Genomic DNA, 15,228 nt, shown 5'->3' with positions numbered 1-15,228 from the left:
CTCACCCGGGCAGCCGCCCGCCCGTCATGACCAGGACCCGGTGGCAGAGCACGTCGAGCACCGCGAGGTCGTGGCTGACCACCACCAGCGCCGCGCCGCGCCCGGCCACCCCGGCGAGCAGGTGCAGGATCCCCGCCGACACCGACACGTCCAGCGCGGAGGTGGGCTCGTCGGCCAGCACCACCGCGGGCTCGGCGACCAGCGCGCGCAGGATCGCCACCCGCTGGCACTGGCCGCGGGAGAGCTCCCCGGGCCGCGCGTCGAGGTCGAGCCCGGCCAGCCCGACCGTCTCCAGCCGCTCGCGGGCGATCTCCCGGCGGCCGGCGCGGTCCGGGCGGGACGGGCGGTGCGGCGCGGTGAGCGGTTCGGTGATCGAGCGCCAGACCGGCCAGCGCGGGTCCAGGCTGCCGACCGGGTCCTGCAGGATCGGCATCGCCGCGCCGGGCACCGGGTGGCGCCCGGCGAGCGGGCGCCCGGCCAGCGAGACGGTGCCGGAGGTGGGCCGCTCCACCCCGGCCAGCAGCCGCAGCAGTGTCGACTTCCCGCACCCCGACGACCCGTGGATGCCGACGATCTCCCCGGGGGCCACGGTCAGCGAGGCCGCGGCGACCGCGGTGACCGCGCCGCGGCCGCGCCCGTAGCGACGCGACACGTCCACGGCCTGCAGGGCCGGGCTCACCGGTGGTGGCACGCGAGGTCGTCCTCCAGCCCGGGAGCGAGGGTGTGGCAGTCGGCGTCGGCCTCGGGGCAGCGCTGCGCGAACGGGCAGCCCGGCCCGGTGTCGGTCGGCGGTGGCGGGGTGCCGGGCAGCGGCTCGGGCAGCCCCGCGCCGGGGCGCGGGGTGGCCGCGAGCAGGGCCCGGGTGTAGGGGTGGCGGGGCCGGTCGAGCACGTCGGCCGTCGGGCCGGTCTCGACCACGCGCCCGGCGTAGCAGACCGCCACCCGGTCGGCGTGCCCGGCGACCGCGAGCAGGTCGTGGCTGACCAGCAGCACCCCCGCCCCGGTCGCGCGCAGGCCGGCCAGGACGCCGTCGGCGCGGTCGGCGTCCAGGGCGGTGGTCGGCTCGTCGGCGACGATCACCGGCGGGTCGTGCGCGGCCGCGGCGGCGATCGTCGCGCGCTGCAGCATCCCGCCGCTCCACTCGTGGGGATGGCGCCGGGCGGTGACCGCCGGGTCGGCGATGCCCAGGGCCGCGAGCGCGGACCCGACGCCGCCGGGCGGGGGCCGCAGCGCCAGCGCCCGCCACGCCTCGGCGACGTGGCCGCCCACCCGGTGCAGCGGGTTGCAGGCGGCGTAGGGGTCCTGGCCGACGTAGCCGATCGCCCGCCCACGCAGCGCCCGCAACGTCCGCGGCCCGGCCCCGACGACCTCGACCCCGCGCACCCGGATCGAGCCGGAGACCCGGGTGCCCGGCGGCAGCAGCCCGACCGCCGCGCGGGCGATGGTGGTCTTCCCGCAGCCGGACTCGCCGACCAGGGCCAGGCACTCGCCCGCCGCGACGTCGAGATCGATCCCGCGGGCCGCGTGCCCACCTCCCGGGTAGGTCACGTCGACCCCGCGGTAGGACAGCACCGGCGAGGACCCGGGGGCCGGATCGGTCACAGCCGCCCGCCCGCGTCCGGCCCGGCGACGTCGCGCAGGGCGTCGCCGACGAGGTTGGCCGCGGTGACCGCGAGGAACGTCGCGACGGCCGGCCCGGCGAGCAGCCACGGCGCGGTGGTGAAGTACAGGCGGGTCTCGGAGAGCATCGCGCCCCACTCGGCGTCCGGCGGCTGCACGCCGAGCCCGAGGAACGACAGTCCCGCGATCGCGACGATCACCCCGCCCAGGTCGAGGGTGGCGACCACCAGCAGCTGGGTCGCCACCCCGGGCACGATGTGGCCGGCGACGATCCGCGGGCCGGGGATGCCGGCCATCCGGGCGGCGAGCACGTCGCCGCGGGAGCGCGCGGCGAGCACGTAGCTGCGGGCCAGCCGCGCGTAGTAGGCCCACGAGGAGATCACCAGCGCCAGGACGAGGTTGGAGAAGCTGGGCCCGAGCACCCCGACGACGGCCAGCGCGAGGATCAGCCCGGGCAGGGCGAGCAGCACGTCGACCACCCGCATCGCGACCGCGTCGACCACCGGCCCGGCGAGCCCGGCCGCGATGCCGATCGTCATGCTGATCACCAGCGCGCCGGCGAGCACCAGCGCGGCGGCGCCCAGCGAGCGCCGCCCGCCCTCGAGCAGCCGGGCGAGCTGGTCGCGGCCGAACTGGTCGGTGCCCAGCCAGTGCTCGGGCCCCGGCGGGGCGAGCTTGTCGCCCAGGTCGAGCTCGGTGGTCGACTGCCCCACCAGCAGCGGTCCGGCCAGCACGGCCAGCAGCAGCACCGCGGCGAGCGCGAGCCCGGCCCGGCCGGTGCGGTGGGCGAGCAGCCGCGCCAGCACGCCGCGGCGGACGGGCACGGCCTGCACCTCGCGGCGGGCGGCGGTCCAGGCGGCGGGCACGGCGCGGCGGGCGAGGTCGGCCCTGCGGGACCCCGGGAGCACGCCGCGCCCGCTCATGCGGCCGCCTTGCGGGTGCGCGGGTCGAGCAGGCCCCCGATGACGTCGACGGTCAGGCTGGTCGCGACGTAGGCCAGCGCGGCCAGCGCGGCGAAGCCCTGGATCACCGGCAGGTCCCGGGCGTTGATCGCCTGCACGACGTAGCCGCCGATCCCGGGCCAGGTGAACACCGCCTCGACGATCGGGGTCCCGCCGATCAGCACCCCGATCCCGACCCCGACCGCGGTGAGGAAGGGCAGCAGCGCGTTGGGCAGGGCGTGCACCAGCAGTACCCGGGCCCGCGATGCCCCGCGCGCGGCCGCGACCAGGGTGTACCCCGAGCCCGCGGACTCCAGCAGGCTCGCCCGCAGCAGCCGCGACCAGTCGGCCACCCGGCCCAGCGCCAGCACCAGCGCGGGCAGCCACACCTGCGAGGGCGCCCCGTCGGACAGCGCCCGGCCCCAGCCCTGCCCGAGCACCACGACCTGCAGCAGGATCAGGCCGACCAGGAACGCCGGCATCGCCGCCCCCACCAGCGCCAGTCCGCGCAGCAGCGCGTCGGGCCAGCGCCCGGCCCAGGCCGCGGCCAGCAGCGCGGCGGGCAACGCCGCGAGCACCGCGATCGCGATCGCCACCCCCGCCAGCAGCGCGGTGGCCGGGAGCCGGGCGACGAGCTCGTCGAGCACCGGGCGGCCGGTGCGGTAGGACTCCGAGAGGTCCCCGCGCACCGCCCGGGACAGCCAGTCCAGGTACTGGGCCACCAGGGGGCGGTCCAGGCCCAGCTCGATCCGCACGGCCTCGATCTCCAGCGGCTGAGGGTCGCTCACGCCCCGCGAGGTCAGCACCCGCAGGGCCGGGTCCCCCGGGGCGAGCGGGACCAGCGCCCAGACCAGGATGCTCGCCCCGAACGCCGCGGCCAGCGCCTGCCCGAACCGTCCCGCGACCAGCCGCAGCGCCCCGCTCACCCGGTAGGGGCCGTCTCTGCGGTGATCAGCCGGCGGTCGGTGGGTACCTCGAACCCGGAGTAGGCCCGGTTGACCAGGACCGGGAACGGCTTGAGCCCGGCGATCATCAGGTAGTGCTGCTCGGACATGACGATCTCCTGGGCCCGCCGCAGCAGCCGGTCGCGCTCGCCCGCGTCGACGGTGCCCTGCAGGGTGTCGATGATCGAGTCCAGCTCGGGATCGGCGACCCCGCAGCGCCCGGCGTTGTCCTCGCTGGTGGAGTAGAGGTAGCGGCGCAGCGGGGTGACCGTGTCGCCGCTGAAGAACGAGTAGGTGGTATTGAAGATCAGGGCCAGGTCCCACTGCGGCGGCTCGGAGATGACGGCGTTGATGTCGTCGACCTGCCGGATCTCCACCCCGATGCCGACCGGTGCCAGCTGGGCCTGGATCGCCACCGCCACGGTCGCGGTGTCGGGCTGCTGGGGGTAGGCGAGCAGGACCAGCGACAGCGGCACCCCGTCGCGGGCGCGCACGCCGTCCGGCCCCGGGACCCAGCCCGCCGCGTCCAGCACGCGGGCCGCCTCGGCGGGGTCGGTGCGCTGGGTGGTCAGTGCGTAGGGCAGCTCCGCGGGGTACATGCCCTCGGCGACGTCGTAGAGCCCGCCCATCACGTCCTGCGCGATCGCGCGGTAGTCCACGCCCAGCGCGACCGCGCGGCGCACCGCGAGCTCGCCGGTCAGGCCCTCGCCGACGTTCGGGGCCAGCCGCATCGCCTCCTGGGCCACCGGCTGGCGGCGCAGGGTGATCGCGTCCTGGCCGGCCAGGATGTCCTGCACGCCGCCCGGCGGGTAGAGCACGATGTCGGCCTCGCCGTTCTGCAACGCGAGGATCCGGGCCTGCCCGTCGCTGACGAACCGCACCTCGACGCCCGGCAGGGCCGGGGTGCCGCCCCAGTAGCCGGGATGGGCGGCCAGGGTGAGGCGCTCGTCGTCCAGGCCGGTGACCGCGTAGGGCGCGGTGAAGATCCCGGCCCCGGCCAGGTCCTCGCCCGCGGTGAGGACGGCGGCGGCGTCGTAGACCGGGAACAGGGTCCGCTCGGCGAGCAGCTGCGGGACGATCGCCACCGGCTCGGCGGTGCGCAGGGTCACCTCCAGCGCGCCGGTGGCCTGCGCGGTCGCGCCGGGCAGGATCGCGGCCAGCGCGGCGAACTCGTCGATCTGGCGCTGCATGCCCGCGGCGAGCGCGGCCCCGTCCACGGCGGTGCCGTTCTGGAAGGTGACACCCTCGCGCAGGGTCAGCCGCCAGGTCAGCTCGTCGACCTGGTCGAGTGCCTCGAGCACCCACGGCTCCGGCTCGCCGTCCGCGCCCAGGCGCATCGGGTGCTCGCAGTAGCCGAACTCCCAGCACCACTGCGCTCCGGGCTCGGCCGGGTCGATGCCGGTGGCGACGAAGGAGTTGAGGATCCGCAGCGGGGCGGCCTCGCCGCCGGTCTGCCCGGGGTCGGTGTCGTCCGCGGCGGGGCCGCCGCAGGCGAGGGTCGCGAGCAGCAGCGCGGCCGTGGCGACCGTGACCAGCCGGCGCATCAGGCACCCGGCCGGGTGTCGGCGGTGACGTGGTTGAGCGAGTTCGACGGCTCGTAGCCGGCCCATTCCGGCGCGGCGACCACCGGGAACCGCTTGACCGCGAGCACCCCCAGGTAGGTCCGCTCGGTGATCACGATCTCCTGGATCCGGGCCAGCAGATCCGCGCGGGCGGCCTCGTCGAAGGTGGCGCCCAGCCGCGCGGTCAGCTCGTCGAGCTCGGGATCGGCGACCCCGCCGTAGTTGCGGTCGCCTCCGGTGACCAGGTAGCGGCGCAGGAACGGCTCCGGGGACCCGGTGAAGCCCGCGGTGCCGTTGAAGACCACCGCGGCGTCCCAGTCGGGGTCGTCGGCGAGCGCGGCGTTGACGTCCTCCACCTGGCGGATCTGCACGGCGAAGCCGAGCGGGGCGAGCTGGGACTGCACGGCGATGGCCATCGTCTGGGTGTCGGGCTGCTGCGGGTAGGTCAGCAGCACCATCCGCAGCGGCGTGCCGTCCTTGGCCCGCACGCCGTCGGCGCCCGGGAGCCAGCCGGCCCCGTCGAGCAGCGCGGTCGCCGCGGCGGTGTCGGTGCGCTGGTTGGGCACCGCGAAGTCGTGGACGGTCGAGTAGAGGCTCTGCGCGACGTCGTAGGCGCCGTCGAGGACCTCGGTGGCGATCTGGGCGTAGTCGATGCCCAGGCTCAGCGCGCGCCGGGCCGCGGGGTCGGCGAACGGCTCCCGCTGCAGGTTGATCATCAGCGTCGCGGTGCCGGTGCCCCGCTCCGGGGTGACGAAGACCGCGCTCGGGTCGCCCTCGAGCACCTGCTTGGCGTCGGTCGGGACGTAGAGCGCCAGGTCGGTCTCGCCGTTCTGCACGGCCAGGATCCGGGCCTGGGCGTCGGCGACGAACCGGACGGTGACCCCCGGCAGCGGCGGTGGGCCCGCCCAGTGGCCGGCGAACGCGTCGAGCTCCACGCGCTGCTCGTCGAGGGCGCGCACCGCGTAGGGCCCGGTGTAGATGCCCGCACCCACCAGGCTCGCGACGTCCTCGCCCGCGGCCTGCACCGTCGCGCTGTCGTAGATCGCGAACACCGCCTCGTTCGCCAGCGCGTGCGGCACGCTCGCGTCCGGGGTGGGGGTGGTGAGGGTCACCTCCAGCTCGCCGCTCGCCGCGGCGGTGGCCCCGGCGAGCTGGGCCTGGGCCGAGGGCGACTCGATGAGCTGGCGGGTCATGCTCGCGGCGAACGCCGCCGCGTCGAGCGGGGTGCCGTTCTGGAAGGTGACGTCGGGGCGCAGGGTGAGCACCCAGGTCCGCTCGTCGGAGCGGTCGAGCCCGGCGATCAGCCAGGGCTCCAGCTCGCCGTCGGGGGTGACCCGCATCGGGGTCTCGGCGACCCCGAACTCGGGCATCCAGAAGCCCTCCTGGATCGGGTCCATCGAGTCGATCGTGAACGAGGTGGCGATGCGCAGCGGGCCGGCGGGCGCCCCGGCGGACGGTGCCTGCGTCGGCGGTGCCCCGCAGGCGGCGAGAACCGCTGCCGACAGGACGGCGGCAGCGAGGCGGGTGATTCGGCGGACTCGATCCACGGGACGCCTCCATCGGGTGACGGCGCGGCCGGTCCGCGCGTTTCGCTCACCTTAGTTATGAACACTTGTTCAAGTAAGAGGGTAATTTGCACGGATCGTTCCGATCTGGGGTCGACTCTGGCGCCGACCGGACCCGCTGTCCTACGCTTCGCCGCCATGACGGTGACGCCCGGGTGATCTCCCACGCGCTCGTCGTCCCCGTCCGGGTGGACCTGCTGACCGTCGACGAGCAGACGGTGACGGCCGGGCCGCTCGCGGACTTCTCCCGGCTCCCGTGGTACGACGGCCGTCGCGACGTCAACCCCGGCCGACCACACCTCGCCGAGGCCGTCGCCGCCACCCCGTTCGAGGACGCGAGCGCGTGGCTGCCGCCCGGCGACCACCTGCACTGGACGCTGCCCGAGGCCCTCACCCGCGGCCGGCACCGCCCGGCCGGTCGGCCACCCGCCGGTCAGGCAACCGCCGGGCGGGCATCCGCAGACTCGGCCGCCGCGCGGGCCACGGCCGCGTCCGTGGAGTTCCCGCGGGCGCCGGACCGGTGGCTGGTCGGGGCGCCCGGGGGCTGGTGGGTCGTGGAGAGCGACTACCTGCACCCCGAGGGCGCCGACGCGTCGACCGACGCGGTGTCCTACCTGATGCCGCCCGACCAGCGCGGCCGCGCCCCGTTCCGGTACCTGGGCCGCCGGATCCCGCTGGCCGACTGGCGCCCGCACGACCCGGACGCCCACTATCTCGACGGCCTCACCGCACTGGGGTGGGGCCACCCGGCCTTCCACGCCTACTACCCGAACTGCCGCAGCGTGTTCGGCTTCCACCGGCCCGGCCCGGGCGGCGGGCCCTACCGGGTGTTCGGCTGGTACTCCCGCCTCCGGGACGACCCGGTCGCCGCGCACGCCGCCGCGCACCCCGGCCTGAGCGACGCAGAGCTGATCGCCGGGCTGCGCGAGGAGTTCGGCTGGACCGCCGTGGCCTCCGACGAGACCCCGGTGGCCCGGCCGACCCGGCTGCTGTGCGCGGGCCGCTGGGACCCGCCCGCAGCCCCGGCGCCGGCGCCGGACCGGCTCGACCACGTGGTGCTCGGTGCCACCGGTGCCGAGGCGCTGGCCGCGCACCTGGCCGACCTGCAGCACCCGGTGACGGCCGCCCACCTCCCCGACGACCACCACGACGCCGCCGCTGCCCGGCACGAGGAGGCCCTGGAGTCGATCCTGCTGGCCTCCCGCCTGGACCCGTCCCGGCCCGACGCGGTCGCCACGTTGCGCGAGGCCCGCCACGACAAGGAGTTCGTCGGGGTGCCCGGCGGCTCGGGCTGGACGGTCCGGGCGCGCGGTCGCGGGCTGCCCGCGGACGCGCCGAGCTCCCCGGGCGGCACGGCCGGGACCGCGCCGGCCGCGGTCCTGGCCCGGCTCGCCGAGCTCGGCCGGCTCGGGGCGCAGCGCGACCGGCTCGCCCGCCGCCAGGACGTCCTCTCCGCCGGGCTGCACTCCGACTGGTGCGCCTACCTGGAGTGCAAGTACCCGCCGCGCGGCAGTCGGCTCGACCGGCCCGACGTCGACGAGCTGCGCCACCACATCGAGCTGACGAGCCTGGCCGACCTGGAGACGAACATCGTCGAGGCCGACCGGGTCACCGGGGAGCTCGCCGCGCTGGCCACGACGATCACCGCCGCGCTCGCCGAGGACGACGCCCGCAGGTGCGAGGTCCGGGCCGAGGAGGTGCTCGACTGGCCGCTTCTCGCCGCCCGGGCCGGGGCCGCGGGTCTGCTCGGGGCGGACCTCGCCATGGGTCTGGCCGCGCGGCCCGACGACGCGACGCTGCGCGCGGCGGCTCTCGATGCGCTCCGCCGGGTGGTGCGCGCCGCGACGCCTCCCGAGGTCCCCGTCCCCGCAACGGCGGCCCCCGCGGTCGTGGCCTGGCTCGGCGACGCGGCCCCGGACGCCGCAGGCGCGCAGGCCACGGCCCGGGTCGCCCGCTCGCTGTTCCCCCGCGCCGAGCACGCCGGGCACGCGCAGCGGTGGAGCGCCGTGGCCGCAGAGCGGGCCCGGGAGGTGGGCCGCGCCCAGCGCCACCGGGTGGTCCTGGAGCTGGTGCTGCCCGGGGCGCTGGCACCGGCCCGGCTGGTGCGCCACGAGCTCGACGTGCGGCCCGGCCCGCGCTTCTGGCGGCCCCGCGACCCGGTGCTGCTGCTCGCCGGGCCCGCGGTGGCCGCGCAGGACCGCCATCCCGAACGCGGCGGCACCGTGTACTGCGGCGTCGTCGGGCTCGGCGCCGAGCCGGCCACCGGACTGGTCGCGGCGCACGACGACCGCGGCGACCCGGCGGGCCCGTCGTCGCCGGTCGCCCGTGAGATCGCCGCGATCGTGGCCGCCGCCCGCGGCGCCGACCCGGTAGCCGGGGACCGGCAGCCGATCATGCTCGACTGGACCGTCGCCCTGCACGAGGAACCGGCCGAGGGGGAACCCGCCGAGGGGGACCACGGGAACGTGGGGCACCGCTACGCCCCCGGCCACCTCACCCGCCGCTACACCCTGCGCGAGAACCGCCCCGATCTCGAACCCCGCCATCCCGGGACGGCGCCGCGCTCGCCGCGGGTCAGCCTGGTCACCGGCCGCTCGATGCTCTCCGCGCACCCCGGCCGGCAGCTGCGGGCCGCGCTGGAGCGGCTGCCGGAGACGGCGAACCCGTTCGTCCGGGAGGTCGCCGCGCAGGCCGGGGAGTACCTGGGCACCGATGCCGGGCGGGCGGTCCGGTCGGTGTCGCTCTCGGGCCTGAACGCGGCGCTGCTGATGCACGAGCCCACGCTGCCGGTCGGCATCGACGACCCGCTCGCCTTCCCCGAGGCCCGGGCCTTCGCCACCCGGGTGGCCCGCGCGATCGGGCGGCACACCCGCGACGCGCCCCGCCCGCTGCTGCACTTCATGCCGATCCGGGCGGGCCGGCTGCAGCTGGTCGGGTTGCGGCTGGTCGACCATTTCGGGCAGGTGCGCGACGTGCCCGTGGACGGTTCCGGTCCGGCGCTGCGCGGCTCGCAGGCCATGCCGATCACCGGGCTGGGGGAGGGCACCGACCGGGTCGAGGTGTTCTCGCTGCCGCCGCGGCTCGTCCCGCCCGCCCGGCTGCAGCTGCGCTGGCTGGCCGCCGGGACCCCCTCCGACGAGGCCGGTGACCATCCCTCGACCGGCCCGGTCTGCGGCTGGCTGGTGCCCGACGTGCTCGACGAGCGGCTGATGGTGCACGCCGCCGACGGGCAGGCGCTGGGCTCGGTCGACGTGCCGGGCCGCTGGCGTCCCGCGCCCGGGCGGGACCGGATCGTGCCGCCCGAGGACATCGCCGACCCGCACCTGCGCCGCGTGGTGGTGCACCTGCTGCACCGCAGCGCCCCCGAGCGCCGGAACCTGCTGGCCACCCTGGTCGCCGGGCTGGAACAGGTGATGCCCGACGCGCACGCCCGGGAGAGCCCGCTCGCGCTGCTCACCGGCCGCCCCGTCGCGGTCGTGCGGGCGAGCGTGCGGCTGGAGATCCTCGGCGCCCCGCCGGTCGACCGCGGCTGGCCGCAGCTGCGGGCCGCCCTGGGCGGTGCCCCACGCAGCACCGCCGGCCTGACCGACGTCCGGTTCCCGCTACGCCTGGGCGAGCACGGCCTGCTCGACGACGGCCTGCTCGGGTTCTGGGAGGAACGCGGCGACGGGTTCGCCGACGACCGCCTCGCCGCTCCCCAGGCCGGCCCGGACGAGCCGGCGGCCGACGGGATCGAGCGCGGCGGCGGGCACATCACCCTCACCGTGGACGGGCCGCCGGTGCACCTGACCATGCTCATGGACCCGCGCGGCAGCGTGCACGCCACCACCGGCGTGCTGCCCACGAAGGTGCTCACCATCCCCCCGGAGCAGTACGGCCCGGCGCTGGACCGCATCGCGGTCACCTTCCCGGCCGCGCCGCTGCTGTCCGATCCCGACGTCCTGCAGGTGGCGCTGCCCGTGGTACCCGGGCACCGCTGGTCGTTCCTGGAGCGGACCGGCACCGGCTGGCACGAGACGCCGTCCGCCGCGCTGCGCGAGCCGCGCACCGATGCCACCCTCACCGGGCCCCAGGAGCTGCGCGAGGGCTGGCTGCGGCTGTCCCCCGTCCCCGGGCAGGACGAGGCCGGATGAGCACCGCCGAACGGGCGCCGGTGGTCGACCTCGACCCCTCCCGGCCCGCGCCCACGCGGATCCGGCCGGAGCGGGCCGCGGGCGCGTGGGTCCCCGGCGAGGACCACCGGGTGCCCGACCCGGTGCTCGGGGCCGCCGTGCGGGTGCCCGGTGTGGAGGGCCGGCTCGCGCTGCCCGTACCGGACGCCGAGCAGCCGCGCACCGCCCTCGCGCTCACCGTGTGGGTGCGCTGGGGCGAGCTGATCCCCGGGGCGTCCGAGGAACCCCACGAGTCCGACGACGACCCGGTCGCGACCGCGGTCGGCGAGCCGCCGCCGCTGGTCGCGCTGCACCTGACCCGCCAGCGGGCCCGCCGCACCCGGGTCGAGGTCGTCGTCGGCGACGAGCGGTTCGGGGCCACCGTCGACCTCGACGGCCCCGCCGAGCACCCGGCCTCGACGGGGGAGGCCCTGCACCCCGGCGACTGGCACCACCTCGCCGTGCTCTGGGACGGCCCGACCCGCACCGCACGGCTGCTCGTCGGCTCCACCGTGGTCGCCGAGCACCCCACCGTCGTCGACCACCTGCCGTTCCGCCGCACCGCCCGGGTCGAGGTCGTCAAGCGGCGGCGCGGGGTGCGCGGCCTGCACGTCGGCCCGGTCCGGCTCCACCGCGAGCTCCGCGCACCCGCCGAGCTCACCGCGCAGCGCCATGCCGACCTGGCCGCGCACCCCGACGTCGACGAGTCGGCCCCGTTGGCGTTCCGGCTCTGCGACGCCGCCGACGAGCCCACCCTGGCGATCACCGACGACGACGCACCCGGCCGGGCCGCGGCGGTGGTGCTGGAGAACCGCTCGTCGTTCCCGGTGGACCTGCCCGCGGCCGACCTCCCTCGCGCGCGGTGGCTGGAGCTGCGGTTCCGGCCCGGTGCGCTGGCCGGCGACGCCCGCCACGCCGTGGACCCGGGCTCGACCCGCTGGCGGGTCGAGCCGCTGACCCGGCCCGACGGCGGGGTGTCGCTGCTGCTCGCGGTCACCGCGCCGACGATCCTGCCGCCGGGTGGCACCATCGCGGTCACGCTCGACCACGTGCGCGCCGCCGGGGACCTGGGCAGCCACGGCACCCACCTCGAGCTGTGCTATCCGCACCCGCACCATCCCGGCCGGTCGTCGGCCCGGGTGGGGGTGGCCCGGGTGGTCGGCCGGCGCGGGCGGCGGCGCTCCCCGCTGCGGTTCGGCGTCACCGGCGACCCGGTGGTGCTCAACGACGGGATCACCCCGAACACGCTGCGGCTGTATCTCGCCAACTCCTCGGCGTCGCGCCCGGTGCTGCTGCGCGCCCCCGTCGACGGGGTCGGCACCGCGCTGGTGCTGGGCCTCGACGCCGGGGGCCCCGACGACTCGTGGGCCCTGGGCACCACCGACCAGCTGCTCGACGCACGGGTGTCCACCGAACCGGCGGACTGGCGGGTCGAGGTGGACACCCAGGACGAGTCGCCGCAGTGGGTGCTGACCCCCACCCGGGACCGGCTGCTGGGCCCCTCGGAGCGGGTCGGGATCGTCGTGGCCAGGCTGCTCACCGACCTGCCGGCCGGCCGGACCCGGGTGAGCCTGCGGCTCGAGGACGTGCCCGGCTACTGGGACGACGAGCGGGTGCTCGACGTGGAGAAGACCCGGGTGCACCGCGACACCGCCGCGGCCGCGCTCAAGGTGCACGGGGCGGTGCACGACCGCTACGGCGAGCTGCTGCCGCCGGGCACGATCGTGATGTGGCACGGCCCGGCCGCCGAGGTCCCCGACGGCTGGCTGCTCTGCGACGGCAGCCACGGCACCCCGGACCTGGTCGGGCGGTTCGTCCGCGGCGGGGCCCCGGAAGGGCCCGGGACATCGCGCACGGGCGGCTCCGACCGGCGCACGCTGCGGGTCGAGGAGCTGCCCCGGCACACCCACGAGGCGTCGGTGGACACCGCCGAGCACGCCCACTGGGTGCCGATGGTGTCGCCGGAGACGCGGGCGGTCGTCGCCGACATGGACCACCTTCGCGTGCGCGAGCAGCGCGACGCCGCGCACCGGGCGACGATGGCGGCCGTCCGCGGGCTCGGTCCGCAGGTGGCCGCCGCGTTGGACGCCGTGCACGCGTCCGGCGAGGTCGCCTTCCGTCAGCAGGTGGACGCCGCGACGCTGCAGGTCTACGTCCCGCGCGCGGGGAGCGAGGAGCAGCTCGCCTGGAGCCGCACCGCCCGGGTCGAGGCCACCGCGGTGACGTCCGGGACCGGCGGCGGGGAGCCCGTCGACGTCCGGCCCGCCTACTACGAGCTGTGCTTCATCATGAAGCGGTCCCCGGCCGCGCCCGGGGACGGTGCGTCGTGAGACCCCCCACCGTGCACGCCACGGCGTTCGTCCGGTCCCGCGACGGCCGCTCGGTCCTCGACGGCGTCGGGGGCACCGGCGTGCCGGGCACGACGTTCACCCCGGATCCGGACCGGGTGCACGCCGCGGTGCCGGCGCTGGAGGAGCTCGGCCTGACCGTGGAGTCGGTCGACGGCCCGACGCTCGCGCTGCGCGGGACGCCGGAGGCGTTCACCGCCGCGTTCGGGGTGCCGATCGGCTGGGTCGCCACCGCCACCGCCCCCGGGTACGGGGCCTGGCGGTTCACCGGCACCCCCGATCCGGACGCCGTCGTCGTCGACCCCGGCAGCAGGCTCGGCGGGAGTCTGGACGCGGTGTCCCTCGACACCCCCGCGGTCGCGGCCGCCCGAGTGGTGGAGACCCGGCGGCTGTTCACCGGTTCGCCCGATCCGCTCACCGGCCAGGACCTGCTGCTCGGGGAGATCGGCCGCACCCTGGACACCGGGACGCCGCCGTGGCCCGCGGGCCGGGCGGCCTTCCCGGCCACCGACGCCGCCACCGCCACCGTGGCCGGCTGCGCGGCGCTGCAGGCCTGGGCGGACGACGGCCTGCGCGCCGCGCTGCACGAGCACATCACCAGGGTCCGCGGGGCCCCCGTCTCGGCCGTCCTCGTGGAGAGTTCGGCACCCCCGGGGATCGAGGCGGTGCTCTCCGGGCTCGGGGCCGCCCGGCCCGCCCCGCTGGCCCTCGACGGGGCGCCGCCCCGCCGGGACCACGACGGCTGGGCCCGCAGCGCCGTCGAGCGGTGCGCCGCCCGCTACGCCCACACCGTCGGGCCCGCCCGGGACGCCCTCGTCGAGCTGGTCGAGCTCTGCGCCGCGGATGTCGCCGCCGTGGGCAACCCCGCGGTCGCCGCGGCCGTCACCGAGCTGCGCACGACCTGGGCGGACCTGCGCCTCGCCGTCGAACGGACGGCGACGTGGATCGCCGAGCTGCAGTCCGCCGCGCCACACGACGCCGACCTGCTGTTCAGCTCGGAGTCGGCGGCCCTGCTCCGCGAACGGCTCGCCGACGTCGACGCCGCGCTCGCCGCCGCCGACGCCGACGACATCGGGGACGCCTGGGGCGAGTTCGGCAGCTCGGTCATCTCGATGGACAGGTGGTTCGACCTCCAGACCCCGCGCTACGAGGAGGCGTGGCAGGCCGCGCAGCAGCGGATGGCCCGGCACGGCGCGATGGTCGCCACCGCGCTGCTCGCGGTGACCCTCGACGACGTCGACGTGACCCTGGCGCAGCACGTCCGGCCGGACGTGCACTTCTGGGGCAGGCCGGTCCCGGCGGGTGGGCGGACGGTGCTCTCCGGTAGCTACGGCCTCGCCGACGCCGCGATCACCGCGGCCGCGGTGCGCACGCGCCAGGGGGTCTCGGCCCTGCGGCTGCGCGAGCGCGCCCGCGCCGCGCAGACCCTGCACGTCCTCGCCGCGGGCAACGCCACGGAGCCCGGCGACCCGACGCCCGACGCCCCCAACCTGGAGGCGGTGGCGGCGGCGAACGCCGACAACGTCCTGGTCGTCGGCGGGTGCGGGCCCGATGCCGCGGGTCGCTGGCTCGGCGTCGAGCGCACCCACGGGTACGGCATCACCGTGCCGCCCGCCGAGGGTGCGACCGTTGCGCACCGGGTACGTATCCCGCACGTCTGCGCGACCACGATGGGTGTCACCGGCGGGGCGGTCGCGTTCCCCGACACCGAGCCCGCGCAGGGCTGGTGGACCGGGAGCGGCAGCTCGCTGTCCACCCCGATCGTGGCCGCGGTCTGCGCGCTGGTCTGGAGCGCGTTCCCGGACCTGTCCGCGGGCCAGGTCGTCGGCGCGGTGCTCGCCGGCGCCCCCGAGCTCGACGGCCCCGAGCCCGGCGCCGCCGGGTTCCACATCCCGACCGTCGGCGGGGACGGGATCTCCGGGGGATCGAACCTCGTCGCCGACGTCGGGCGGGTGAGCCTGCCCGGTGCGCTGATCGCGGCGATGCAGGCCTCGACGGACGTGCTGAGGACCCCGCTGACCGCGCTGCTCGACGAGCGGGTGGCCGCGACCGGGGTGCTGCCGTGAACGGCGCCGCGCCGCCCCGGCGGATGCCCCG

Annotated in this window: 9 protein-coding genes; 3 read left to right on the top strand and 6 right to left on the bottom strand. The window is 77.3% G+C overall.

From position 1 onward, the window contains the following. Position 1 precedes the first annotated feature (1 nt). Genes Q1K26_RS03645 through Q1K26_RS03620 form a run of 6 tightly spaced genes read right to left on the bottom strand, consistent with a single transcriptional unit; the run spans position 2 to position 6,614 of the window. Positions 2-691: a dipeptide/oligopeptide/nickel ABC transporter ATP-binding protein gene (locus tag Q1K26_RS03645; protein WP_300007707.1), complete on the bottom strand. Its 690-nt coding sequence runs from the start codon at positions 689-691 to the stop codon at positions 2-4. Next, on the bottom strand, positions 676-1,602 hold the full coding sequence (locus Q1K26_RS03640; protein WP_300007706.1) for an ABC transporter ATP-binding protein: 927 nt from the start codon (positions 1,600-1,602) through the stop codon (positions 676-678). The genes Q1K26_RS03645 and Q1K26_RS03640 overlap by 16 nt, the downstream gene beginning before the upstream one ends. Beyond that, complete coding sequence (locus Q1K26_RS03635; protein ID WP_300007705.1) at positions 1,599-2,543, bottom strand: ABC transporter permease; 945 nt, start codon at positions 2,541-2,543, stop codon at positions 1,599-1,601. The genes Q1K26_RS03640 and Q1K26_RS03635 overlap by 4 nt, the downstream gene beginning before the upstream one ends. Beyond that, positions 2,540-3,487 carry an ABC transporter permease gene (locus Q1K26_RS03630; RefSeq protein WP_300007704.1) on the bottom strand — a complete coding sequence of 316 codons (948 nt, stop codon included), beginning with the start codon at positions 3,485-3,487 and terminating at the stop codon, positions 2,540-2,542. The genes Q1K26_RS03635 and Q1K26_RS03630 overlap by 4 nt, the downstream gene beginning before the upstream one ends. Next, entirely contained in the window at positions 3,484-5,049 is a 1,566-nt protein-coding gene (locus tag Q1K26_RS03625; RefSeq protein WP_300007703.1) for an ABC transporter substrate-binding protein, read from the bottom strand. The genes Q1K26_RS03630 and Q1K26_RS03625 overlap by 4 nt, the downstream gene beginning before the upstream one ends. Beyond that, the gene (locus Q1K26_RS03620) at positions 5,049-6,614 is read right to left on the bottom strand and encodes an ABC transporter substrate-binding protein (RefSeq protein WP_300007702.1); all 1,566 of its coding nucleotides are present in this window, start codon (positions 6,612-6,614) and stop codon (positions 5,049-5,051) included. The genes Q1K26_RS03625 and Q1K26_RS03620 overlap by 1 nt, the downstream gene beginning before the upstream one ends. Before the next feature lie 173 nt (positions 6,615-6,787). Here Q1K26_RS03620 and Q1K26_RS03615 point away from each other — a divergent pair, with 173 nt between their 5' ends. Genes Q1K26_RS03615 through Q1K26_RS03605 form a run of 3 tightly spaced genes read left to right on the top strand, consistent with a single transcriptional unit; the run spans position 6,788 to position 15,197 of the window. Further along, on the top strand, positions 6,788-10,765 hold the full coding sequence (locus tag Q1K26_RS03615; protein ID WP_300007701.1) for a hypothetical protein: 3,978 nt from the start codon (positions 6,788-6,790) through the stop codon (positions 10,763-10,765). Next, on the top strand, positions 10,762-13,113 hold the full coding sequence (locus Q1K26_RS03610; RefSeq protein WP_300007700.1) for a hypothetical protein: 2,352 nt from the start codon (positions 10,762-10,764) through the stop codon (positions 13,111-13,113). Before Q1K26_RS03615 ends, Q1K26_RS03610 begins: the two co-directional genes overlap by 4 nt. Further along, positions 13,110-15,197, top strand: a complete 2,088-nt coding sequence (locus Q1K26_RS03605; protein ID WP_300007699.1) for a S8 family serine peptidase — start codon at positions 13,110-13,112, stop codon at positions 15,195-15,197. Before Q1K26_RS03610 ends, Q1K26_RS03605 begins: the two co-directional genes overlap by 4 nt. Positions 15,198-15,228 lie beyond the last annotated feature (31 nt).

This window comes from Pseudonocardia sp. (assembly GCF_029263155.1).
In the GTDB taxonomy this organism is placed as follows: domain Bacteria; phylum Actinomycetota; class Actinomycetes; order Mycobacteriales; family Pseudonocardiaceae; genus Pseudonocardia.
The sequence above is the reverse complement of the archived record's forward strand: the minus strand, read 5'-3'. Positions and strand labels throughout refer to the sequence as shown.

Coding starts and splice junctions, on each gene's coding strand:
- Q1K26_RS03635 (WP_300007705.1), bottom strand. CDS start 2,543: ATGAGCGGGCGCGGCGTGCTCCCGGGGTCCCGCAGGGCCGACCTCGCC.
- Q1K26_RS03625 (WP_300007703.1), bottom strand. CDS start 5,049: ATGCGCCGGCTGGTCACGGTCGCCACGGCCGCGCTGCTGCTCGCGACC.
- Q1K26_RS03610 (WP_300007700.1), top strand. CDS start 10,762: ATGAGCACCGCCGAACGGGCGCCGGTGGTCGACCTCGACCCCTCCCGG.